Annotated in this window: 20 protein-coding genes and 1 tRNA gene; 14 read left to right on the plus strand and 7 right to left on the minus strand. The window is 44.7% G+C overall.

Annotated features, from left to right (window positions below; genetic code table 11):
* Window positions 1-219: transposase (locus tag BGK61_RS14555; protein ID WP_167369501.1), on the plus strand; the 219-nt coding region annotated here is incomplete at its 5' end.
* Between the two features lie 82 nt (window positions 220-301).
* On the opposite strand, the gene BGK61_RS14560 is transcribed toward BGK61_RS14555, so the two are convergent.
* The 4 genes from BGK61_RS14560 to apbC all read right to left on the minus strand — a co-directional run bounded on the left by BGK61_RS14560 (window position 302) and on the right by apbC (window position 3,998).
* Window positions 302-378, minus strand: a tRNA-Pro gene (locus tag BGK61_RS14560).
* A 134-nt stretch (window positions 379-512) separates the two neighbouring features.
* Window positions 513-1,949, minus strand: a complete 1,437-nt coding sequence (locus tag BGK61_RS14565; protein ID WP_076010867.1) for an SLC13 family permease — start codon at window positions 1,947-1,949, stop codon at window positions 513-515.
* A 139-nt stretch (window positions 1,950-2,088) separates the two neighbouring features.
* A complete protein-coding gene (dcd, locus tag BGK61_RS14570; protein WP_014998773.1) occupies window positions 2,089-2,682 on the minus strand; it encodes a dCTP deaminase in 594 nt (197 codons plus the stop codon).
* Window positions 2,683-2,891: 209 nt separating this feature from the next.
* Complete coding sequence (apbC, locus tag BGK61_RS14575) at window positions 2,892-3,998, minus strand: iron-sulfur cluster carrier protein ApbC (protein ID WP_076010868.1); 1,107 nt, start codon at window positions 3,996-3,998, stop codon at window positions 2,892-2,894.
* Between the two features lie 108 nt (window positions 3,999-4,106).
* On the opposite strand from apbC, the gene metG reads away from it, so the two are divergent.
* Together metG and BGK61_RS14585 are read left to right on the plus strand one after the other, a co-directional pair.
* Window positions 4,107-6,134: a methionine--tRNA ligase gene (gene metG, locus BGK61_RS14580; protein ID WP_076010869.1), complete on the plus strand. Its 2,028-nt coding sequence runs from the start codon at window positions 4,107-4,109 to the stop codon at window positions 6,132-6,134.
* A 338-nt stretch (window positions 6,135-6,472) separates the two neighbouring features.
* Window positions 6,473-7,312, plus strand: a complete 840-nt coding sequence (locus tag BGK61_RS14585) for a mechanosensitive ion channel family protein (protein WP_014998776.1) — start codon at window positions 6,473-6,475, stop codon at window positions 7,310-7,312.
* A gap of 187 nt (window positions 7,313-7,499) precedes the next feature.
* Here BGK61_RS14585 and BGK61_RS14590 read toward each other — a convergent pair whose 3' ends face one another.
* Window positions 7,500-8,360 (minus strand): class I SAM-dependent methyltransferase, encoded by an 861-nt coding sequence (locus tag BGK61_RS14590; protein WP_076010870.1) that lies wholly within the window; start codon window positions 8,358-8,360, stop codon window positions 7,500-7,502.
* An 84-nt stretch (window positions 8,361-8,444) separates the two neighbouring features.
* Here BGK61_RS14590 and gloB point away from each other — a divergent pair, with 84 nt between their 5' ends.
* The 4 genes from gloB to BGK61_RS14610 all read left to right on the plus strand — a co-directional run bounded on the left by gloB (window position 8,445) and on the right by BGK61_RS14610 (window position 12,609).
* On the plus strand, window positions 8,445-9,236 hold the full coding sequence (gene gloB, locus BGK61_RS14595) for a hydroxyacylglutathione hydrolase (RefSeq protein ID WP_014998778.1): 792 nt from the start codon (window positions 8,445-8,447) through the stop codon (window positions 9,234-9,236).
* A 64-nt stretch (window positions 9,237-9,300) separates the two neighbouring features.
* The gene (locus BGK61_RS14600) at window positions 9,301-10,965 is read left to right on the plus strand and encodes a lytic transglycosylase (protein WP_076010871.1); all 1,665 of its coding nucleotides are present in this window, start codon (window positions 9,301-9,303) and stop codon (window positions 10,963-10,965) included.
* A gap of 80 nt (window positions 10,966-11,045) precedes the next feature.
* Window positions 11,046-12,077 (plus strand): hypothetical protein, encoded by a 1,032-nt coding sequence (locus BGK61_RS14605; protein WP_014998780.1) that lies wholly within the window; start codon window positions 11,046-11,048, stop codon window positions 12,075-12,077.
* A gap of 118 nt (window positions 12,078-12,195) precedes the next feature.
* Complete coding sequence (locus tag BGK61_RS14610) at window positions 12,196-12,609, plus strand: halomucin (protein ID WP_234349429.1); 414 nt, start codon at window positions 12,196-12,198, stop codon at window positions 12,607-12,609.
* Between the two features lie 114 nt (window positions 12,610-12,723).
* On the opposite strand, the gene cysS is transcribed toward BGK61_RS14610, so the two are convergent.
* Entirely contained in the window at window positions 12,724-14,106 is a 1,383-nt protein-coding gene (cysS, locus tag BGK61_RS14615; protein ID WP_014998782.1) for a cysteine--tRNA ligase, read from the minus strand.
* 185 nt (window positions 14,107-14,291) lie between these two features.
* Between cysS and BGK61_RS14620 the strand changes: the two genes are divergently transcribed.
* From BGK61_RS14620 to BGK61_RS14635, 4 genes are all read left to right on the plus strand, one after another.
* Window positions 14,292-14,783 (plus strand): peptidylprolyl isomerase, encoded by a 492-nt coding sequence (locus BGK61_RS14620; protein ID WP_014998783.1) that lies wholly within the window; start codon window positions 14,292-14,294, stop codon window positions 14,781-14,783.
* 126 nt (window positions 14,784-14,909) lie between these two features.
* Window positions 14,910-15,635, plus strand: coding sequence for a UDP-2,3-diacylglucosamine diphosphatase (gene lpxH / locus BGK61_RS14625; protein WP_014998784.1), 726 nt, complete (start codon window positions 14,910-14,912; stop codon window positions 15,633-15,635).
* Window positions 15,636-15,759: 124 nt separating this feature from the next.
* Window positions 15,760-16,374, plus strand: coding sequence for an OB-fold-containig protein (locus tag BGK61_RS14630; RefSeq protein ID WP_014998785.1), 615 nt, complete (start codon window positions 15,760-15,762; stop codon window positions 16,372-16,374).
* Between the two features lie 18 nt (window positions 16,375-16,392).
* The gene (locus tag BGK61_RS14635; RefSeq protein ID WP_076011722.1) at window positions 16,393-18,162 is read left to right on the plus strand and encodes a flotillin family protein; all 1,770 of its coding nucleotides are present in this window, start codon (window positions 16,393-16,395) and stop codon (window positions 18,160-18,162) included.
* A gap of 51 nt (window positions 18,163-18,213) precedes the next feature.
* On the opposite strand, the gene BGK61_RS14640 is transcribed toward BGK61_RS14635, so the two are convergent.
* The gene (locus BGK61_RS14640; protein ID WP_014998787.1) at window positions 18,214-19,119 is read right to left on the minus strand and encodes a LysR family transcriptional regulator; all 906 of its coding nucleotides are present in this window, start codon (window positions 19,117-19,119) and stop codon (window positions 18,214-18,216) included.
* 114 nt (window positions 19,120-19,233) lie between these two features.
* On the opposite strand from BGK61_RS14640, the gene BGK61_RS14645 reads away from it, so the two are divergent.
* The 3 genes from BGK61_RS14645 (at window position 19,234) to gtfA (ending at window position 22,261) form a co-directional block, all read left to right on the plus strand.
* Window positions 19,234-19,989, plus strand: a complete 756-nt coding sequence (locus BGK61_RS14645) for an SDR family NAD(P)-dependent oxidoreductase (RefSeq protein ID WP_076011723.1) — start codon at window positions 19,234-19,236, stop codon at window positions 19,987-19,989.
* Window positions 19,990-20,224: 235 nt separating this feature from the next.
* Window positions 20,225-20,407: an oxidoreductase-like domain-containing protein gene (locus BGK61_RS14650; protein WP_076011724.1), complete on the plus strand. Its 183-nt coding sequence runs from the start codon at window positions 20,225-20,227 to the stop codon at window positions 20,405-20,407.
* 357 nt (window positions 20,408-20,764) lie between these two features.
* Window positions 20,765-22,261 (plus strand): sucrose phosphorylase, encoded by a 1,497-nt coding sequence (gene gtfA, locus BGK61_RS14655; protein WP_076011725.1) that lies wholly within the window; start codon window positions 20,765-20,767, stop codon window positions 22,259-22,261.
* Window positions 22,262-22,418: the final 157 nt, after the last annotated feature.

Here is a 22,418-nt window from a genome sequence, read left to right on the forward strand (position 1 = left end):
CAGAGCCCACTCAACGCCTTAGGGAAGACCTTGGCATCCTGGCTACAACCGATAGTGGCAATGTGGCGCTTTACACGCAACAACGGCATCACCGAAGGCTTCCACAACAAAATGGAAATGATATCGAGAAGAGCGTATGGTTTTAGAAACTTTGAGAATTACAGACTAAGAGTGATGACCCATTGTGGATGGGATGGTGTTATCAATCGTGTAAGGTGAATGCTGATCCCCCGTTTATGGGGTAGAGCCTCCCCCGTTTATGGGGTAGAGCCCGTAAGTTATTGAATGGGGTGAAATAAGTTGGTCGGTGTGAGAGGATTTGAACCTCCGACCCCTGACACCCCATGACAGTGCGCTACCAGGCTGCGCTACACACCGACCGAAAGAGCGGATAAGTCTACTCAAATTTGTTCACATTGCAACGAGAATTAGCAATAAGCCTGTTTAAGCGCTCAATTGCTAACCATCTTCACTAATTTCTACGTCAAATCACATAGTTGCCAATTAATTTGTTAGGCCAACGTAACGTAACACACACCAGTTACTACCAACGCAACGAGCACGTTTAGCACAACACCTTCTTTGGCCATGGTTTTTATGTCGAACTTTTCCGTTGAGTACGCAATGGCATTGGGCGCTGTTGCCACCGGCAACATAAATGCGCAACTTGCACTAATTGCTGCGGGGATCATTAATAACTTAGGGTCTACACCTACTGCCATCCCCGCCGCCGCGAGAATTGGCATCAGCAAGGTAGAGGTTGCCGTATTGGAGGTAATTTCCGTCAAGAAGGTAACGAACAGGCAAATAGCAAGCACTAACAACAGTACTGGAAGTGTAGAAAGACCCGTTAGCCATGAGCCCATCAGCACACTTAAGCCCGATGACATGAATGCCTTGGCAATACAAATACCGCCAGCAAACAGTAACAACATACCCCACGGAATATCGTTAGCCGTTTTCCAATCAAGTAGTTTGTCGTTGTTTCCTTTGTCGTCTACTTCCCCGTTGTCGTTTCCGCTATTGGTGAGGAACATGGCGGCCACACCCGCTACGGCTATCGTACTGTCACTTATTGTGCTTACGCCTATCCAGGCGGTCCAAAACGGTCTGAAAATCCAAGCTAAAGCTACGGTGCCAAATATAGCAAGAACACGCTTCTCGGCTTTTGTCCACGTACCTGGTACGGGCAAATTTATGTTGCCCACTTCCTTAATTCCCCGTGCCAACCATAAAGCCATAATCGGTACGCCTAAAATCACGATGGGTACACCAGTTTTCATCCAATCGATAAAGCTATATTCAATACCTAACGTTTCCTCATACACACTCATAAAGATGATATTAGGTGGTGTACCAATAGGCGTACCTACCCCGCCAAGGCTTGCCGAATAAGCAATACCAAGAATGAGCGCCACGCCAAACCGCGGATTGTCTACTGCATTGATAATGGCAATAGCCATAGGCAACATCATTAGAATTGTTGCTGTGTTACTGATCCACATACTCAGTACTGCGGTTGTTAACATGAAGCCCAACACTAACTTGAGCGGGCTTCCGCTACCGGTAATACGCAACATGTAAATGGCGAAACGCTTGTGTAAGTTGGCGCGCTCTAATCCTTTTGAAAGCATAAACGCAGCCATTAGTAAGATAATGACATGACTTCCAAGTGCAGAGGCGGCTTCGCTGTGTGATAACACACCGAACAACGGGAACAGCGCGAAGGGTAAAAGTGATGTAGCCGGAATAGGGAGCGCTTCAGTTACCCAGAGCACAGCTACAAATAGCGTAATTGCGGCGGTAAAAATGATCTCGCTGGGCTGGTTAACAGCCCATAACCCAACGCCACTTAACACAGAGGCGATAAACGCAAACAGAATAATACTGTTCTTGCGGGTTGGCTTTCGTAGTTGAATTTCCGACGAAGGTGGAGGGTTGGTGTGCATTGCGCTTCCCTTTACTAATAGCTTTATTATAAGTGTTGGGGCCCTTAGCCCTTATTAGTGCCTTATTATTTTCTATCAGTAATCAGCGGGAAACGCACTAGGCTTTTACTAAAAAATCTAGTTTTTCTAGCCGATTTTTTTACTTGCTCTCATCATCTGACGAGATTCGGCTAGCTACTGCACCCGCTTGGCCTTTGTATTTTGCGTCCACTCTTGCGTTGTACGGCTTTTCAGCTGGCGCTGACAACACTTCAAAGCTAAGTGCCCCTATTTTCATTTTAGGGCGAAGCGCCAACGGTAACTTACCGCTGTTGTAAAACTCAAGAACGATGTTTCCCGACCAACCTGGATCGATTCGATGGGCGGTTACGTGCACCATTAGGCCCAAACGTGCAAGTGAAGAACGCCCGTCTAACCAACCGACAATGTTGTCTGGCAAGGTTACTGACTCGTAGGTTATTGCTAGTGCTAATTCGCCTGGGTGTAGAAAGAAAGCTTTACCCTCTTCTAATTCGATTTCATCGCTCATTACGTGGTCAAGCGCTTCTTGTACCTGAGCTTTTGGACCACTTAAATCGATAAAGGGCGCCTGATGATCTTCAAAGACGCGAAATTTATTGCCTAGGCGGATATCTACCGTTACACCACTTATTTGATCGTAACTAGGCGTAGGGTCAATTTTGATTTTTCCATCTTGCAGATGTTCGTAGATATCGCGGTCGCACAAGCGCATGGTGTATTCCTCATTTCGTTAGGCCGCTATTATGCGTATGTCACCGCACGCATTCAACTGCTCAAAGGCTTGTTTTATCTGCTTTTACGCAATTTTTATACTGTTTTACCAAATTTCAAATTCAAACAACCAAACCGAACTATGATTTACCTTAACTGAGCCTCTCTCGAATTACTTATCAATTGGCTTTCTAAGCAGCTCTTTGCTAGCTATTCTTTGCCAACAACGCCAATCGGGTCGCCTTTAATGTGCTTGGCTGCTCCTTTACGTGGGGCGACGGTAAGGGCTAACTGCATAGACAATGCACGCGCTGCCTCGCGATAACTTTCACTCAATGCACTTTCAGGCGAGGTAATTAACAATGGCGTACCGGCATCGCCATGCTCGCGAATATGGATATCAAGTGGCAGCTGACCTAAAAGCGGCAAACCGTGACGTTCGGCCAGCGCCTCGCCCCCGTCTTTTGAAAACACATAATCTTTGGTACCACAGGCTCTGCACTGGTAATAACTCATGTTTTCAATAAGCCCTAATACAGGTACATTAACTTTTTCAAACATGCTTATGCCTTTTTGGGCGTCGGCTAGCGCTAAGTCTTGCGGCGTTGTAACTACCACAGCAGCAGTAAGTGGAACTTGTTGCGCCATTGTCAGTTGGATATCGCCTGTTCCTGGTGGCATGTCTACAATCAAGTAGTCCAGCACAGGCCATAGGGTTTCATCTAATAATTGCTTTAACGCTCTGCTTGCCATGGGTCCGCGCCATACGGCCGCGTCTTCTTGGGGCACTAAGTAACCAATGGAGTTCGCCACCAGCCCATGTGACATAAGCGGCTGCATGTGCTTATTATCTTCACTTTCAGGGTGAGCATCGGGGTTGCCCAACATAATGGGAATTGATGGCCCATAAATATCGGCATCTAAAATTCCTACTTTCGCGCCTTCCTGCATAAGTGCAAACGCCAAATTAATGCTGGTTGTCGATTTTCCTACGCCGCCCTTGCCAGAAGCCACCGCTATGATGTTTTTAATGTTTGTGACCGGAGCTACTTCTGTTTCTCCACTTGCTACACTTTGTTTAAACGTAAGCTGGTCATCGCCAAGCTTCCCTTTTAGCTGTTTAAGCACTTCTTGTTTTAGCGTGTCTAACTGGGTAGCAATACAAAATGGCAAGGTAACTGTCACGCCTTCATTTTCGTTCTCTGGCTGACTAAAAGCACACCATGGCAAGGTAACTTCAACATCTAATGAAAAATACTTGGCCAAAATTACAGCAACTTTTTGAGTTGCCGGCTCTGCTTTGCGAGAAAAGAACATAAAATGCCTTACTAGTAGTAGAATTGTGTGAATTACGTAATGCAAAAAACGCGGTTTTCCGCTAGTATTTGCAGCCATTTTGAAACGCAAAGAATCAATAACGTCATTATGTCAGAAAAACGCCGAATTCTGGTAACCAGTGCGTTGCCATACGCAAATGGCTCTATTCACTTAGGTCATTTGCTAGAACACATTCAAACCGACATCTGGACTCGTTTTCAGCGCCTTCGCGGAAACGAATGTTACAGTGTTTGCGCCGATGATGCACACGGTACGCCGGTTATGCTTAAAGCCCAAGAGCTTGGCATTACACCAGAAGAAATGGTGGCAAGAACGCGTGCTGAACATCACCAAGACCTTGTTGATTTTCACGTAGATTACGACAACTACTATGTAACCCATTCGCCAGAAAACAAGGCACTGTGTGAAGAAATTTACACCCGTTTGGATAATGCGGGTTACATCAGCAAGCGCACCATTAACCAACTGTTCGACCCTGAAAAAGAAATGTTTTTGCCGGATCGTTTCGTTAAGGGTACCTGCCCAAGCTGTGGCGCAGAAGATCAAAACGGCGACAGCTGCGACGTGTGTGGTGCAACCTACAGCCCGACTGAAGTGAAAAACCCGCGCAGCGTTGTATCAGGTGCTACACCAGTACTACGTGAGTCTGAGCACTTTTTCTTTGACCTGCCAAAATTTGAAGGCATGTTGAAAGAGTGGATCCGCTCAGGTGCCCTTCAAGAAGAAATGGCTAACAAGCTACAAGAGTGGTTCACTGAAGGCCTTCAGCAGTGGGACATTAGCCGTGATGCGCCGTATTTCGGGTTTGAAATTCCAGGTGCGCCGAACAAGTTTTTCTACGTGTGGGTAGATGCGCCTGTTGGCTACATGGCTAGTTTCAAAAACTTCTGCGACCAAAACAATCTAGAGTTTGATGACTTCTGGAAAGCAGACTCAGACGCTGAGCTTTATCACTTTATTGGTAAAGATATAACCTACTTCCACTGCCTGTTCTGGCCTGCCATGCTAGAAGGCGCGGGATACCGTAAGCCCACTGGTGTAAACATTCACGGTTTCGTCACCGTAAACGGTGCGAAAATGTCAAAGTCGCGCGGCACCTTTATAAAAGGCCGTACTTACCTTGACCACCTGAACCCAGAATATCTTCGTTACTACTTTGCGTCTAAGTTAGGCGACGGTGTTACCGACATCGACCTTAACTTTACTGACTTCGCACAAAAAGTGAATTCTGACTTGGTAGGTAAAGTAGTTAACATTGCAAGCCGCTGTGCAAGCTTTATCACCAAGCGTTTCGACGGCAAATTGTCTGACAATGTGATTGAGCCAGAGCTTATTGCAGAGTTCCAAAACGCGTCAGAGAGCATTGCTGCACTTTTCGAGAAGCGTAAATACCACCAAGCCGTGCGCGAAATCATGGCCCTTGCTGACAAAGCAAACCAGTTCATTGATAACAACGCACCTTGGGTAACCATTAAAGACGAGACTAAGCAGCAGTTCACACACGATGTGTGCTCGCTAGGTATCAACATGTTCCGTCTGTTGGTGATTTACTTAAAGCCTGTACTGCCAGTACTTGCAGAAAAAGCAGAAGAATTCCTAAACGACAAGTTCGACTGGAATTCACTGCAAACCCTATTGAAAGGCCACGCCATCAACAAATTTAAGCCGATGATGCAGCGTGTAGAAATGGAGAAAATCGACGCCATGGTTGAAGATTCAAAAGAAAGCCTAGCGCCAGCAGCACCGGCAATCGACCCAGACAGCCCGCTTGCTAAAGACCCTATTAGCGATACTATCTCGTTTGATGAGTTCGCCAAAGTAGATTTACGTATTGCGCGTATCGCTAAAGCTGAACACGTGGAAAAAGCCGATAAGCTTCTGCGCTTGGAGCTAGATTTAGGCGGCGAAACCAAGCAAGTTTTTGCAGGTATTAAGTCGGCTTACTCGCCTGAAGCCCTAATTGGTAAGCACACAGTAATGGTGGCGAACCTCGCTCCTCGTAAAATGCGTTTTGGCATGAGTGAAGGCATGGTATTAGCCGCGGGCCCTGGTGGCGACGAGCTATACATTCTTGAGCCGCACGAAGGTGCAAAGCCGGGTATGCGTGTTAAGTAAGCTGTAAAGCGCCCCCTTAAAAGTAAGGTGACATTCAGCGCTATAACGCGACGGGATGTCACCTTTTTTATTGGGCGGTCGAAGCGGCGCTTAGATTTATAAAGTAAAATATCACATAGCCAGAATCACGGTGCAGGCACATAACCTGGTATGCTAATAAACCTTCCCACACTCCACTCACTCTTTACTTACACACTCTTTAACCTTATTTGCCTAAGGCAAAACGGCTAATAACTTCTAGTCAAAAAAGCTGCTCATTCAAATTCGGGTTGATTCACGGCGATCTATCCTTCTTTTCTTAACGTAATCAACGTGGTTAATTAATGAAAGAGGTATTTATGGAAGATTTCTTCGGGACTAATATCGATTTATCGGAATTAACCGAAAAGGCCATAGCACTGGTGATGACTTACACACCCAAACTGTTATTGGCCATTGTTACTTTAGTAGTAGGCCTCTGGTTAGTGAATCGTTTTGTGCGTTTACTAGACCACCGGCTAGGTAAAAAGGACCCCACGTTAAATAAGTTCCTATGCGGACTAATTAGCGCTGTTTTGAAGGTGATGTTGCTGATTTCTGTCGCCTCTATGATAGGCATTGAAACCACCTCATTTATTGCCGTAGTCGGTGCAGCTGGTTTGGCTATAGGTCTTGCATTACAAGGCAGCCTAGCTAATTTTGCTGGCGGTGTGCTAATCCTGATTTTCAAACCATTCAAAGTGGGGGACACCATAGAAGCAGAAGGTCACCTGGGTTCGGTGGCAGAGATTCAAATTCTTTATACAGTACTTAACACCTTTGACAACAAACGCATTGTTATCCCCAACGGTAGCTTGTCTAATGCCACATTAATTAACGTTAGCGTATACGATAAACGCCGTTGCGATATGACATTTGGCATAGGTTACGATGACGATATCGACAAAGCAAAGAAGGTGTTGCAGCGTCTGTTTGAAGAAGATGAACGTTCCCTGACCGAGCCAGCTCCTAGAATCTGTGTTGGTGGTTTAGGTGATAATTCGGTCGACCTGATGTTTAGACCGTGGGTTGCCACAGATGATTTATGGCCCTACTACTGGGATATGCAGGAAAAAGTTAAAAAAGCCTTCGATGAAGAAGGAATTAGTATCCCTTACCCACAGCGAGACGTGCACCTCTATAAAACGAGTGACGATTAGTCTTTCATTTTGGAGATAGCATTCTAAGCTATCTCCAATTCCCCTTCCAGATTTGATTAAAAACGCGACAGCCTTGCGTTCTGGTTACAGTACCTTAATGAATTTTGAAGATGGTTAGTGTTTGTCGCTGCTTGCTAATTAAGAGCGTGGCGTGCTCCGCGTACAAGTACAATATACATTAATGGTGCTAACGAAGCGTGCGATTCACCGTAGAGGTTCTGACACTGGCGCCCACCGCTGAAAAACGCGGCTTCAAATTGCGTTTGGGTTTTATGGCCGTCATGGGTATAACCCGCTTTTTAGCGAGTATTACGTATACCGCGCTGCACCAGGGCAAATAAGATGCTAAATAGTCTTGAAGCTTAGCCGCCCCTTTCCACTTTTGTTGAAAAAAGAGCGTTGAAAACAACACTTGGCGTTGCTCAACAATTTCAAACCCCAGCAGTTGAAGCCAATCTTTAATGCGATAAGACGTAAAAAAGCGGGCATCGTGTAGAATATTTCCGCGTTTAACAGGTAGAAATTTGGCAATACCGGCGAGGCTTAAAGGGTTAAAGCCACTTATGATCACATAACCGTTTTGTGTAATAACCCGATCTACTTCCCTTAATATTTCATGGGGGTCCTGCGCGAAATCTAGCTCATTTGCCAATAGGAAGCCATCGATACTGTTTTCGGCGAAAGGTAAGCAGTGCGACTGCCCTACTACCATGTTTTCCTTGCCTGCTTTCAGTTCATTTTTGTCACCGTTTAGGGGCTTACCAGATGCTACATCATGATTAGCAAAGTCTTCTTTCGAGCCGTTGCCACACGATGGGTCGCCCAATCGGCCATTATCTGGAACATAATTGATATGGTGCCGAATTGGGCTGCTATCGAGATTTATCTCGGCACTTAGCGAACCTAATTTGGCAAAGTGATACCCGAAAATGCGCTCAGCATAATCGTTACACACAGCATTCACAGCATGTCGAATATGCTCTCCGGCGGGAAAATCATCCCAGTTTGTAGGATAGCGAGGCGGTTTGGCTTTAAACGCCGATCTCATTAACACTGCGCGCTCTTAGGTTGCTCTGCTCTTCACAAGCCCCTATAGTAACGCATAATTCTACCTACACAAGCAGGTACTCTAATGACGGCAGAAACACTTCCTTCAGGCGTAGCCATTCATCCTATTCCCGCTTTTACCGACAACTACATCTGGTGCATTTATAACGAGAGTAGCGCTATTGTTGTCGACCCAGGTGATGCTGAACCCGTGTTGGCGTTTCTTAAAGCTAAAGACTTAACGCTTAGCGCTGTGCTTATTACTCATCATCACAGAGATCACACTGGTGGCATTGCTAAATTAGTATCCGCAGTACCAGACTTACCGGTTATTGGCCCAAGAGGAAACCATATAAGGGGCATCACCAAATCGGTAGCACAAGGCGATACAGTATCGCTGCCTGTTTTTAAAATGGCGCTACAGGTTATGGAAGTACCGGGTCATACCCTTGATCACATAGCGTTTTTTGGGCATGGCGCGTTATTTTGCGGCGATACGTTATTTTCTGCTGGTTGTGGGAGATTGTTCGAAGGTTCGCCAGAGCAAATGCATCACTCACTGAATAAACTAAAACGCCTGCCCGACACCACCAAGGTGTATTGCACACACGAGTACACAAAAGCAAATGTTGAATTTGCTTTAGCTGTAGAGCCAAATAATGACACGCTTTGCAGCTATGCTAAATGGGTTGAAGAGAAGCGCGCTCAAAATCAACCTACGCTACCTAGCACTCTTAAAGAGCAAAAAAATATAAACCCATTTTTACGTGCTCATGAACTTTCTGTGAAAACTGCTGCCGAAGCCTATTGCGAAAATAACCTGGCTGACGATGTAGCTGTATTTGCTGCAGTTCGCCGCTGGAAAGATGAGTTTTGATGCAAAAGTAAGCCGATTATCGTAATATGGTCGGTTTGCAGTGCTCCAAGAGGTTTCTTCATATATGCAGTTGAAGTTTTTCCCACTGTCGCCACTGATATTGGCGCTAGGTTTAACGGGTTGTCAGTTAACAGATAATAATAACGACAATGCACAATTAGAAAGTAACGAAACCGCTTCTCTAGAAGCGTGCAGTGAAATTCACAACAACGAAGAAGCCATTTCCGATTGTGAAATTGCAAGAGACGGCGTTATTGACGTTGTACACCCTAACGACGATACGCTAGAAGACGGTGCCGAGCTTACTGATACGCCGGACATGCATACGCAAGCCGTTGTTACTGACGTGTGGGAAAGAGCAAGTGCTAACTTTGCTTTACCTATTCCTGATGACAAACGCATTAGCGCACAGCGTAACTGGTATCTAAAACACCCAGAATATATGGCGCGTGTTGTTAAGCGTGCCAAACCGTTCCTCTATTATATTGCAGAAGAAATTGAGAAGCGTGACATGCCAATGGAGCTGGTACTGTTACCTATAGTAGAAAGCGCGTTCGATCCTTTCGCATATTCTCATGGCCGCGCAGCCGGTATGTGGCAGTTTATTCCAGGCACAGGCAAACGCTTTGGCATGCAGCAAAACTGGTGGTATGACGGACGTCGCGACGTAATTGCATCAACCCAAGGCGCCCTTGACTATCTTACCTACTTAAACGAAATGTTTGATGGTAACTGGCTGCACGCGCTTGCAGCCTACAATAGCGGTGAAGGTCGCGTTCAACGAGCTATCAAAGCCAATAAACGTGCAGGTAAGCCAACTGACTTCTGGAATTTAAACCTTCCTAAAGAAACTCGTGCTTATGTGCCTAAATTGCTGGCGCTGGCCGATATTCTAAAAAATAAAGATGAATATGCTTATTCATGGCCTGAAGTTGCGAATGTAGCAGTTATCGAAGTGGTTGATATTGGCTCACAGGTTGACCTTGCGTTTGCAGCCGAGCTTGCAGGCATGTCTTTGAAGGAACTTCACGGGCTAAACCCTGGTTTCAATCGCTGGGCAACGTCGCCAGAAGGACCTCATAGGTTGATACTTCCTCTAGACAAAGCGGCCGCTTTTTCTCAAGCACTGGCAAAAATTGATCAAAAAGAGCGATTGAACTGGGTACGCCACTCAGTGAAGCCCGGCGACAGTTTAGGTAAAATCGCTAAGCAGTATCACACCACCGTGAAAGTTCTTAAAAAAGTGAATGAGCTAGACTCGTCTATGATCCGCGTGGGTCAGGCGATAATGGTACCTGTGGCACTACAGGAACTGGATAGCTACACATTATCTCAGGAACAGCGTCTTGCCAGCTTGCAGAACGGCAACACGTCTAAGCAAAAAGTACGTCATACTGTTCAATCCGGTGATACGCTTTGGGATATTGCCCGTAAGTACAACATAGGCACCAAGCAGTTAGCCAAATGGAACGGAATGGCCCCTGGCGATATGCTTCACCCAGGTAAGACGTTAGTTATTTGGCAGGAAGGTAAATCGCAAGATGGTGTAACCAAAAAAGTGACTTACACTGTTAGAAACGGTGATTCATTATCTCGTATCGCCAGCAAATTCAATGTTAAGGTTAATGACATAGGTAAGTGGAATTCGCTAAATACCAAGCGCTATTTACAACCCGGTCAAAAGCTTAAACTCTACGTGGACGTCACTAGGTTAAACGCATCAAGTTAACCTTTTAAGCTTAAGGTACAACACTGTTCATGCCTGACTGCATTAACATTACGCTTTAAGTCAAAATACAGGATACGGAAATGCTAAGAATTAACCGAGAAAATTTGCGAAACAGTCATGAAACGCCTTGGTTAATCTTAGATTTGGTCATGTTAGGTATACTTTTTGTGAACCTAGCATGGCTCATTTTTGATGCTCTGTACGCCACCGACTTTGTTTATGGTTTACTAGGCACCTACTTTCCTGCTTTCTTAAGCGCCTACGACCCCGTCCACAACAATTTTCTTCTGGTAGATTTAGTATTTATCGCTATTTTCTTCGCGGAGTTTTGCTTTCGTTGGATCGTGGCAGTGGTACGAAAAGAGCATCTTCGTTGGTACTTTTTCCCGTTTTTGCATTGGTACGATATCATTGGCTTAATCCCCACGGGGCCCACCCGCCTATTTCGCTTTTTACGAATATTTTCCATCCTTCACCGACTGCATAAGTTCGAAATAATCGATTTGAATCAAACTGCTGTCTTTCGTTTTTTTGCCTTCTACTATGATGTTTTTGTTGAAGAGCTGAGCGACCGGATTGTTGTCAAGGTACTCAGCGACGCGCAGAAAGATATCTCAGCAGGGTCGCCTTTATTAGACGACATCAATGCTCAGGTTCTGGCACCACGCCGTCCTGTCATTACTCAATGGATGGCAGGTGTCATCAATCATTTAGGTCAGTCAATTCAAAGCGAAGAACACGGCGAAGTGATTCGCGAACACGTGAGAAAAAGCGTGGGCAAAGCGGTTAGAAGCAATGCTCAAGTCTCTTCCCTGCACTACCTACCTGTTATTGGTAAAACAATAGAGAATACTTTGGAAGAGTCGGTTACCGACATTGTAACCACATCGCTAGTTAACCTGTTAAGCGATTTGGATGCAGAGCGCATTGACCATTTCATTTCAGTAGGTATGCACGACTATACCCCTACCGCCGATGCGCTAGATAAAGAAGTGCTTAACGTTGTAAATGAGTGCTTAGAATTAGTGAAAGCCCACGTCGCGCAGCAGCGCTGGAAGTCACATTTAACCGAAAAAGAGTCAGCCATCCCCACTGGCAAACCCGAAATTTAGTCACTTTATATCTAAAAATGTGGCAGACGTGATTTGTTTATTTTATGTTCAGCTATTGTTCATATACTTAAGCTAATATACAGTTCTGACTACATAACTATAAAGATTAGAGGGACTTATGAACAAAAAATTACGCTATTTGAAATCAACGCTGGCAATATTTGTCATTAGTGTTGCCGCTTTTACATCGGGCTGCATGATAATCCTTCCTACATCATCGATATCAACCAATCAGAAGCCAGAAAAAGTTGCCGAGCGTATCGAGTATAATGGCAACCGCTGTTGGTCGACATTTAACTTGCCTATTCACAATAACATCGCAGTTAAAAAGTATGAAATAGCGAATGGCTATAAATTGACTGCCAGCCGAATGGCAGGAAGTTCCCCCCAATACCCGTTTTTGCACGTTACAATCACCGGTTCTGACTACGGTAGTAACGTTGAAGTACGAGAAGGTGATTTCGACTTGGGCTCTGATCTGAATTTAAGTGCCGATGTTCGCCGCTGGGTAAATGGTGATAGTAGCTGTTAATGCCTTTCCTGCTGGTTCACTTAGCAGGAACAAAAAAGCCTACATCGTGTAGGCTTTTTTTGGTTTTACTCACGGCTATATTCAGCGCTGAAGCTAAAAGATTAAGCTATATAACTACGCTTTACGCCACGTAGTGCCAGCCGGACCATCTTCTAACACAACACCTTTCGCGTTTAATGCATCGCGAGCAGCATCAGCTGCCGCCCAATCCTTAGCTGCACGGGCGTCGTTACGCTGTTTGATTAAGGCTTCAATCTCTGCTGCTTCATCGTCATTGCCTTCACCGCCTTTAAGGTAAGTATCTGGGTCACTTTGAAGCATACCTAAAATTGCACCTAGACCTTTAAGAACCGCGGCTAATTTACCCGCTTCGTCAGCATTGTCTTTTTGGCGGTTAAGCTCACGTGCCACGTCGAATAACACCGAAAAAGCTTCAGGTACGTTTAAGTCGTCGTTCATTGCTGCTTCAAAGCGCGTTAAATAGCCACCGTAGCTCAGATCAGTGCTTTCATCTACTTCAACGCCACGAAGGGCTGTATACAAGCGCTCCAAAGCTGCTTTTGCTTGCGTGATGTTGTCTTGAGAGTAGCTTAACTGGCTACGATAATGTGCCGACATTAAGAAGAAACGCAACGTTTCTGAGTCGTGCTCTTTAAGCACATCACGCAGGGTAAAGAAGTTACCTAATGACTTTGACATTTTTTCGTCATTAACCTGAACCATACCCGTATGCATCCATACGTTTACGTAAGGTGTGTCGTATGCACAGCACGACTGAGCCACTTCGTTTTCATGGTGCGGGAAAGTTAAATCTGACCCACCGCCATGAATGTCAAAGTGCGCACCAAGATGCTTGTGATTCATTGCAGAACATTCAATATGCCAGCCCGGGCGGCCTTCACCCCATGGCGATTGCCATGCTGGCTCACCAGGCTTGGTGGTTTTCCAAAGCACGAAATCTAACGGGTCGTCTTTACCTGCCGCCACTTCCACTCGCGCACCCGCTTTAAGCTGGTCCAAGTCTTGTTTGCTTAACTTGCCATAATCTTCGTACTTGCTTACGTCGAATAGCACATCACCGCTTTGCGCTTGATAAGCATAGCCTTTGTCCATCAGACGCTGGATAATGGCGATGATTTCATCCATGTGGCCACTTACAGTCGGTTCAACGTCTGGCTCTAGCAAGTTAATTGCCGCAAAGTCTTCATGCATCATACCAATAGTTCGTGCGGTTAACGCTTCGAAACTTTCGCCATTTTCATTAGCGCGAGCAATAATTTTATCGTCGATGTCAGTGATATTACGCACGTACTTCACGTCTAAACCAAGGTGACGCATGTAGCGTACTAAAACATCGAAACTTAGGTAGGTACGGGCATGGCCCATATGACTTAGGTCATAAACAGTAATACCACATACATACAAACCCACTTTCCCTTCTTGAAGCGGTACAAACTTCGCTTTTTCACGGGTTCGGGTGTTGTAAAGATGCAGCATGTCTATATTTCCTATTAGTCATAATTTTTGGGTCGCAAAGTTTAGCACTGTCACGATTTAAATGGTACAAGCCTTTTGCAAGCATATAGCAGCGTTTTTCAATAACCGTCTCTTTGCGCTAGCTACTCGTTTTGCGCTAAACTGCACCCACTTTATATGTATGCTAACACACAGGACAAACCACAATGGTTACGTTAAAAACAAATTTCGGTGACATCACCCTTGAGCTTTTTGAAGATAAAGCCCCTAAAACAGTAGCTAACTTTCTTTCTTACGTAGAAGACGGCTTTTTTGACAACACTATCTTTCACCGCGTTATAAACAACTTTATGATCCAAGGTGGTGGTTTCACGCCTGATATGGATCAGAAAGACACCAAAGCTCCTATTGAAAACGAAGCAGACAATGGTGTAGCAAATGAGGTCGGTACAATCGCAATGGCGCGTACTCAAGATCCTCACTCAGCAACTGCTCAGTTTTTCATTAACGTAAACAACAACGACTTCCTTAACCACTCAGGCAAATCTGTAAATGGTTGGGGTTACTGTGCGTTCGGTAAAGTAATTGAAGGTATGGACGTGGTTGAGAAGATTAAAGCTGTTAAAACTGGTAACCACGGTTATCATCAGGATGTGCCTGTAGAGCCAGTGATCATCGAAAAAGCAGTGGTTGCCTAAATAGCAGCTAAAACACATGACTAAATAATGGCTTGGTTGGCATGTTTTTCAACACGCTTAGAGCCATTAGTTAAAAGCAAGCCGCGTTACTTTAACGCGGCTTTTTAAACCACATTAAGAAGATTTATGTCGTTTACCTACTTCATTGCCGACTTACACCTAAGTGCCGACCGCCCTGATATCACAGAATGCTTAATGCGCTTTTTAAAAGAAGATGCGATTAACGCTGACGCACTTTATGTTCTTGGTGACTTATTTGAAGTTTGGATTGGCGACGACAACGTTACGCCGTTTAACACCGCCATAGCATCAGCGTTCAAGGAAGTTAGCCAGCACTGCCCTGTTTATTTTATTCACGGTAATCGCGATTTTGCTATACGAGAAAAGTGGTTATCAAAAGCCGGCATGGTTCTGTTAAACGAACAAGAGGTTATTGATCTATACGGCACACCTACCCTGCTTACTCATGGTGACGAACTATGTACTCGCGATGTTGCCTATCAAAAGTTTCGCAAGAAATCCCGTGGTTGGTGGTGGCCTCGTTTGATGCTTGCGCTTCCCTTATGGTATCGCCAGCGTGTTGCGGACAACGGCCGCGCAGAAAGTAAGGCTAAACAACAAAACCTCAAGCCGGAAATTATGGATGTCACGCCTGAAGAAGTGGTAAAAGTAATGGAAAAATGGGGCGTGCAGCGCATGATCCACGGCCATACCCACAGACCGAACATTCATAGCCTCAATGCAAATGGCAAACCTGCGACGCGCATTGTCTTGGGTGACTGGTACGATCAAGGTAGCGTATTAAAAGTTACCGAAAACGAAGTGATATTGCAAAAACATAACTTCAGCTAGCACTTAATCGCGATACATCATTATTTGTTACAAACTAGCCGAAAGTACATGTGCTATGCGCTGGCTTAATTTTTGTTCTGTGGTATAAAGAATAAAAGCAAGTTAGTCATCATGGACGGTGTAAATGACAGATGTTCTTCTTTCCCCAGCAAACTTCTGGTTTAGCATATCGCTTATTGCTGTATTCTTTGTTTTCATATTGGAACTTGTCAGCACCGTTTTTGGTGTAAGCCTGTTGGGATTAGGCGATGACTTTGCTGAGTTAGATGGCGAAGGCTTCCTTAACACCTCTTTTGCCAACTGGCTTAACATTAATAAAGTTCCCTTTCTTATTTATCTTGTTGTATTACTTACACTATTTGGCCTTACCGGATTAATTATTAACGGCATCACTGCCAGTGCGCTTGGTTTTACTCTGCCCGCATTTGTGTCAGTCCCTCTCGCATTTGTTATTAGTCTACTTGTCACAGCTAGAACCGTAAAAATAATTTCAGGCTTGCTGCCTAGCGTCGAGTCTAGCGCTGTAAATAGCGATGACTTCATCGGGTCTGTGGCGGAAATCACTATTGGTAAAGCTAGCCGAGGCAATCCAGCAGAAGCAAAATTTACCGACCACTACTCTCAGCCTCATTTTGTATTAGTTGAACCTTTTGAAGAAGAAGAGTTGTTCACACAGGGAGAGCGCGTCATTTTAGTTAAAAAAAATCAACACAGCTGGTTAGCAACCCGCTACTTATAACCTAAAAGAGATAAAAGTATGGATACAATTCAACCATCTAGCTTGCCGTCAATACTCTTTATTGCCGGTGCTATTGTTGTAGGGCTTATCGTTATTGGCCTTATTTTTGCCAAACTATATACCCGCGCTACTAAAGAAACCGCGTTTGTAAGAACGGGCCTTGGCGGTGAGAAAGTAATTAAAGATGGCGGTGCTATCGTACTGCCCGTTGTTCATGAAATTATTCCAGTAAACATGAACACCCTTCGAATAGAAGTAGAAAAAATTCAAAAAGACGCGCTTATCACCAAAGATCGCATGCGTGTTGATGTTAAGGCTGACTTCTATTTGCGTGTTGCACCCAATGCCAATGGCATTTCAATGGCTGCGCAAACGCTAGGTACACGTACCACCCGCGCTGAAGAAGTTAAAAAGTTAATGGAGTCTAAATTCGTTGACGTACTGCGTGCCGTTGCAGCTGAAATGAGCATGACCGAAATGCACGAACAGCGCGCTGATTTTGTGCAAAAGGTGCAGCAAAGTGTAGCTAACGACCTTGAAAAGAACGGTCTTGAATTGGAGTCGGTGAGCTTAACCGGCTTTGACCAAACCGACCTACAGTTTTTCAACGAAAACAACGCATTCGATGCGGAAGGTCGCGCCCGTCTGACCAAAATCATTGAAGAAAAGCGCAAAGAAACCAACGATATTCAGCAAGAAAACCGCATCTTGATTGAACAGCGCAATTTAGCAGCGGAAAAACAGTCGTTAGAAGTAAAGCGCGATGAAGAAGAAGCCCGCTTGGCGCAAGAGCAAGTTCTTGCCTTTAAACGTCAAGAACAGAAGGCGGAAATTGCCAAACAGCGTGAAATGAAAGAACGGGAAGAGCGCGAAGCAGAAATTGCTAAAAACCGTGCTATTGAGGCGGCGGAAATTGAAAAGTCACGCGAAATTGAAACCCAAGAAATTGCTAAGCGTCAGGCGCTAGAACAAGCGCGCATTCGCCAGCAACAAGAAGTAGAAGTATCTGAACAGGTTAAGCAAATTGCTGTTGCGATAAAATCTGAAGAAGAATCGGCGGCACGTGCAAAAGCGGCTGAAGCTGAAAAAGCCAAGGTGGAGAAGGTTGAGGCTGTTACCACGGCGAAAATGGTGGCGGAAGCTGAGCGTAAGAAACAAATAGAAGTTATTGACGCCCGTAAAGAAGCAGAGCGTGAAGCTGTGGGGATTACCGTAGAAGCACAAGCTAAGAAAGAAGCAGCTGAAAACTCTGCTGCCGCTATTCTTACAGAAGCTAAGGCCGCTGCCGATGCCAAAATGCTTCAAGCTGAAGCTGATGAGAAAGTGCTTGCTGTTGAAGCACAAGGTAAACAAGCGCTTTATGAGGCTGAAAATACGCTTAAAAACGAGCAAATTGAGCTGCAAAAAGCCCTTGCCATGCTTAAGGTATTGCCTGAACTTGTGGCACATGCCGTTAAGCCGCTGGAAAACATTGAAGGTATTAAAATTCTTCAAGGTTACGGCCAAGGTAGCGGCGCGAAGGGCGACCACACTGTTGCCACTGCAGGCAGTGGCTTAGCAGAGCAAGTAACGCAAGCCGCACTAAGCTATCGAGCCAATGCTCCACTGGTAGACTCTATGTTACGTGAAGTGGGCCTGGTAGATGCAGAAAAGGGCACCTTGGAAGACTTGGTAACAGGTAATAGCGACTTACTGTCTAAAGCCAGTGCCATTAAACCAAAGCCAATCGTTGCAGCACCAGAAAATTTAAGTGGCAATAAAGCCCCAGAAGAAGTCCCTGCCGATTAGCGAGCTAATGCTTATCAATTTAGCATGCTAGAACATCCAAAGCCCTGTGTTTCAACAGGGCTTTTTGTTTTCACGCATCTTATTAACTAACCATTCAGAGAACACTTTTAACCTAAGAGGCATCTGTCTTCTAGAGGGGAATAAAAGGTTTACTGGCATTGGCTGCGCTTCATACTCTGGAAGCACGCGAATTAACTTTCCTTCTTTTAGTTCAACTTCAACACCCACACTTGGAATTTGCGCTATCCCTAGCCCGTTTGAACACGCGGCAAAATAGGCTTGGGTACTGTTAACACTTAGTAAGCTTTGCATTTCAACCGTACGTAGCTCACCATTTTTCATATATTCAAACACAGGAGCTTTGTGACTTAGCGTGTGAGAGTAATCAATGACCTTGTGATTAGCCAAATCATCCAGCGACTGAGGTATACCCCACTTTGTTGCGTACTCAGGACTTACACAATTGTAAATTGGATAAGTTAAAAGGCGACGAGCGACCAAGCTGCTATCCGTTAATGCACCAACCCGTATTACACAGTCAAACCCTTCTTTAATGATATCAACTTTGCGGTCGACACTGCTCACTCTTAATTTTATGTTGGGGTAAGCACTAATGAACTCTCCTAATATGGGAAGCAGGATATTTGTTGCAAATCTACTGGGCATGTCAATTCGAAGTTCACCGCTAATGCTGTCTGCGGATGAACTAAATTGTGATTGTAAAGCGTCCCACTCACTCAGTATGGCGATACTTTGAGGCAAGAAGGTTTCCCCATCAGATGTGAGAGAAACACTTCGCGTACTTCGATTAAAAAGACGTGTCCCTAACTGCTTTTCAAGCTTTGTTACCGCTTGGGAAATACTCGATTTCGGCACCCCCAGAAGTGCAGCCGCCGCACTAAAGCTCCCCAATCTAGCGGTTTCTACAAACCGAGTAAGCATATCAAACCTGTCCATTTTCCGCCCATTGTTCACAAAACACGAACAATGTTATCGCTTTAGGCAGGTTTTTCATACTAATTCGAGCCAATATAATCGTTTGCGAATTAACCAACGAAAAGAGAGATAACAATGGCGATTGCATTAATAACAGGTGGAAGTCGAGGGATCGGACGCGCTGGTGCGCTAGCACTAGCTAAAAGAGGGGTAGACGTTATTATCACCTATAACACTAACGAAAGCGCGGCAAACGAAGTTGTAAACGAAATTCAAAGCTTTGGAAGAAAGGCTTTCGCCCTGCCCCTTAATACCGCGACGTCTCATTATTCCTTTCCAGAATTTCTCGTTTCGCTTAAAAAAGCGTTGAGCAGTCAATTTGGAGAATCGTCGATTACCTACCTGGTAAATAATGCGGGCATTGGAATGAACGCTCCTTTTGCAGAAACCAGTATTAGACAATTCGACACACTATTCGATATGCATGTGAAAGGCCCTTTTTTCCTGACTCAAACACTTTTACCTATAATCGAAGAAGGCGGGGCAATTCTGAATATATCTTCTGGCTTAGCGCGATTTTGCTTTCCCGGATACAGTGCCTATGGAATGGCTAAAGGCGCTGTTGAAGTAATGAGTCGCTATCTGGCGGCCGAGTTAGGAGACCATAACATTAGAGTGAATACCCTTGCACCAGGAGCTATTGAAACTGACTTTGGCGGAGGCTATATCCGCGATAATAGCGAAGTTAATAAAGCTGTTGCCTCTCAAACGGCACTAGGTCGCGTGGGTAAGCCCGAAGATATTGGTGCCGTTATGGCGGCGCTTTTGAGTGATGATTGTTATTGGGTTAACGGCCAACGGGTTGAGGCATCTGGCGGGATGAAATTATAGTCACTCCATGTAATTCCCGTTAATGCTAATTTTCGTTCGTTAATAAACCGGGGTAAAGGCCTTTGCAACCTTTGAGGCTGCAAAGGCACTTCAGAAAGAGTAATATAGCGTAAATAGCCGATATTTAACTACCTGAGCTTAAAGGTTACGTACAGGCTAAAAAGTATTGTTGAGTCTCCAAGATAATACCTGTGCTTAATGTATTTTTTAAGAAATAAGGTCTAAGACAAATACTATGAAGTCGCTACCCGAAGAACCAGAAAAACCACTAAGAGATGATTGCTGTGGTGGCGGTTCGTGTTGCCCGTGTATTTGGGACGTATACTATGAAAAGCTTGATAAATGGAAAGAGGCAAAGCGAGAATTTGAAGAGCAAAATAACAGCCAGCCTTCAACAAATATCGAACCCAAAGATTAGTGCGCGATACCAAAAACAAAGCTCGCGCTTTTTATCTGCATTATAAACTCAGTTAACACAAACACTGACCCAGAGACTTATAACCCTCTGCAGAGCTTAATGCACCCTCATCTTTAAACTTCTCATTTACAATTTTCACTTCCCTTGCTATCTTAACTTAATCGATTAAGAATTTGATTTTCTATGTATCTCAGCTGAATTTGGATTGCTCATCATAGAAGATTAAGAATTAAGCTAAATCCAATACATGGTCAATAGCGAACCTACCACGTTGGTAGTGCTTAATTCGTAGTAATGTGTGCTCGCGATACACAATGGAAGTACGAGCAAGCGCATGCTGAATTTTGGAGAGTTATCATGTCAATACGCAATGGCGTTCAATTAATCACCTATGCAGACCGACTAGGCGATGGCAACATCGAAAGCCTAACGAGCGTACTTCAGGGCCCATTAAATGGACTATTCGCTGGTGTTCACGTTCTTCCCTTTTATTATCCTTATGATGGCGAAGACGCAGGCTTTGATCCTATCGACCACACATCGGTCGATAAGCGCTTAGGCGATTGGAACAACATCAAAAAGCTTGGTGAATCGGTAGATATCATGGCCGACCTGATAGTCAATCATATGTCGGGACAAAGTGAAGCGTTTAAAGACGTGCTAAAAAATGGGCGAGACTCTGCTTATTGGCCACTGTTTCTAACTAAAGAAGATATTTTTAAGGGCAATGACCAAGCACAAATTGACGAACAAATTGCGCAAGTATTTCGCCCTCGCCCAACGCCATTTTTTAGCGATTATAAAGTAGGCACAGAAACTGACAGCCCCGAAACTGTGCCATTTTGGACAACCTTTACCTCAAACCAAATTGATATTGATGTAGAGTCACAGCTAGGCAAAGACTATCTATCGTCTATTCTTCAATCGTTTACTGAAAGCAATGTAGATCTTATAAGATTAGATGCGGCGGGATACGCAATTAAACGTGCAGGCACGAACTGTTTTATGCTGGAAGAAACCTTCGAATTTATCGAAGAGCTATCTAATCGCGCACGTGGTATGGGTATGCAATGTCTGGTAGAAATTCACAGCCACTATCAAACACAGATTGATATTGCCGCACGTTGCGATAGTGTTTACGACTTTGCTTTACCTCCCCTTGTACTGCACACCTTATTTACTAAAAATGCAGAGGCATTGGCGCACTGGCTGTCCATTTCGCCACGAAACTGCTTTACCGTGCTTGATACTCACGATGGCATCGGCATTGTTGATGTGGGCGCTAGTGGCGCCAAGCCAGGCCTGCTTTCTGCGGATGCGATTAACGCGCTTGTTGAGCAAATACATGAAAATTCCAATGGCGAGTCTAAGAAAGCTACAGGTGCTGCGGCAAATAATGTCGATCTTTATCAGGTCAACTGCACATACTACGACGCGTTAGGTAAAGATAACTTTGCCTATTTGGTTGCGCGCGCCATACAGTTCTTTAGCCCGGGTATTCCTCAGGTTTATTACGGAGGTTTGCTTGCTGTTGAAAACGACATGGCTTTACTTGCTAAAACCAATGTTGGCCGCGACATTAACCGCCCATACTTGTCTACTGCCATGGTGAAAGAAGCCGTTGAAAAGCCAGTGGTTAAAGGTTTGATGCAGCTTATTAGGCTAAGAAACGAAAGCCCTGCGTTCAATGGCAACTTTGATGTGAGTTACGTCAACAATGTATTGGCGCTTTCGTGGAAAAAAGGCGATGACGCAGCTTCATTAAATGTTAATTTCAGCACAATGGATGCAACTGTTCATACAGTGGATAATGGTGAAGAAAGTGTGTTGTCAATCGACTCACTACTTGGTTAAAACGCACTCTCTAGCGTTAGCTTAGCTACTTAGCGTTCAGCTATTTAGAAATTAACACGTGCCGTCAATGCGCTTAAACGCATTAGCGGCACGTAAACCTTGTATTAGCCATTACGATTTAAGTATTGAAAGCCCCATCAGAAGAACCGCTATTGTT

The organism is Alteromonas abrolhosensis, assembly GCF_001953635.1.
In the GTDB taxonomy this organism is placed as follows: domain Bacteria; phylum Pseudomonadota; class Gammaproteobacteria; order Enterobacterales; family Alteromonadaceae; genus Alteromonas; species Alteromonas abrolhosensis.

What these genes read in the sequence shown, in the direction of transcription:
- BGK61_RS14605 (WP_014998780.1), top strand. Translation starts at nt 11,046, where the DNA reads ATGCTAAGAATTAACCGAGAAAATTTGCGAAACAGTCATGAAACGCCT.
- lpxH (WP_014998784.1), top strand. Translation starts at nt 14,910, where the DNA reads ATGTCGTTTACCTACTTCATTGCCGACTTACACCTAAGTGCCGACCGC.
- BGK61_RS14620 (WP_014998783.1), top strand. Translation starts at nt 14,292, where the DNA reads ATGGTTACGTTAAAAACAAATTTCGGTGACATCACCCTTGAGCTTTTT.
- BGK61_RS14640 (WP_014998787.1), bottom strand. Translation starts at nt 19,119, where the DNA reads ATGGACAGGTTTGATATGCTTACTCGGTTTGTAGAAACCGCTAGATTG.
- apbC (WP_076010868.1), bottom strand. Translation starts at nt 3,998, where the DNA reads ATGTTCTTTTCTCGCAAAGCAGAGCCGGCAACTCAAAAAGTTGCTGTA.
- BGK61_RS14585 (WP_014998776.1), top strand. Translation starts at nt 6,473, where the DNA reads ATGGAAGATTTCTTCGGGACTAATATCGATTTATCGGAATTAACCGAA.
- dcd (WP_014998773.1), bottom strand. Translation starts at nt 2,682, where the DNA reads ATGCGCTTGTGCGACCGCGATATCTACGAACATCTGCAAGATGGAAAA.
- gloB (WP_014998778.1), top strand. Translation starts at nt 8,445, where the DNA reads ATGACGGCAGAAACACTTCCTTCAGGCGTAGCCATTCATCCTATTCCC.
- BGK61_RS14645 (WP_076011723.1), top strand. Translation starts at nt 19,234, where the DNA reads ATGGCGATTGCATTAATAACAGGTGGAAGTCGAGGGATCGGACGCGCT.
- gtfA (WP_076011725.1), top strand. Translation starts at nt 20,765, where the DNA reads ATGTCAATACGCAATGGCGTTCAATTAATCACCTATGCAGACCGACTA.
- BGK61_RS14565 (WP_076010867.1), bottom strand. Translation starts at nt 1,949, where the DNA reads ATGCACACCAACCCTCCACCTTCGTCGGAAATTCAACTACGAAAGCCA.
- BGK61_RS14590 (WP_076010870.1), bottom strand. Translation starts at nt 8,360, where the DNA reads ATGAGATCGGCGTTTAAAGCCAAACCGCCTCGCTATCCTACAAACTGG.
- BGK61_RS14630 (WP_014998785.1), top strand. Translation starts at nt 15,760, where the DNA reads ATGACAGATGTTCTTCTTTCCCCAGCAAACTTCTGGTTTAGCATATCG.
- metG (WP_076010869.1), top strand. Translation starts at nt 4,107, where the DNA reads ATGTCAGAAAAACGCCGAATTCTGGTAACCAGTGCGTTGCCATACGCA.
- BGK61_RS14610 (WP_234349429.1), top strand. Translation starts at nt 12,196, where the DNA reads ATGAACAAAAAATTACGCTATTTGAAATCAACGCTGGCAATATTTGTC.
- BGK61_RS14650 (WP_076011724.1), top strand. Translation starts at nt 20,225, where the DNA reads ATGAAGTCGCTACCCGAAGAACCAGAAAAACCACTAAGAGATGATTGC.
- cysS (WP_014998782.1), bottom strand. Translation starts at nt 14,106, where the DNA reads ATGCTGCATCTTTACAACACCCGAACCCGTGAAAAAGCGAAGTTTGTA.
- BGK61_RS14600 (WP_076010871.1), top strand. Translation starts at nt 9,301, where the DNA reads ATGCAGTTGAAGTTTTTCCCACTGTCGCCACTGATATTGGCGCTAGGT.
- BGK61_RS14635 (WP_076011722.1), top strand. Translation starts at nt 16,393, where the DNA reads ATGGATACAATTCAACCATCTAGCTTGCCGTCAATACTCTTTATTGCC.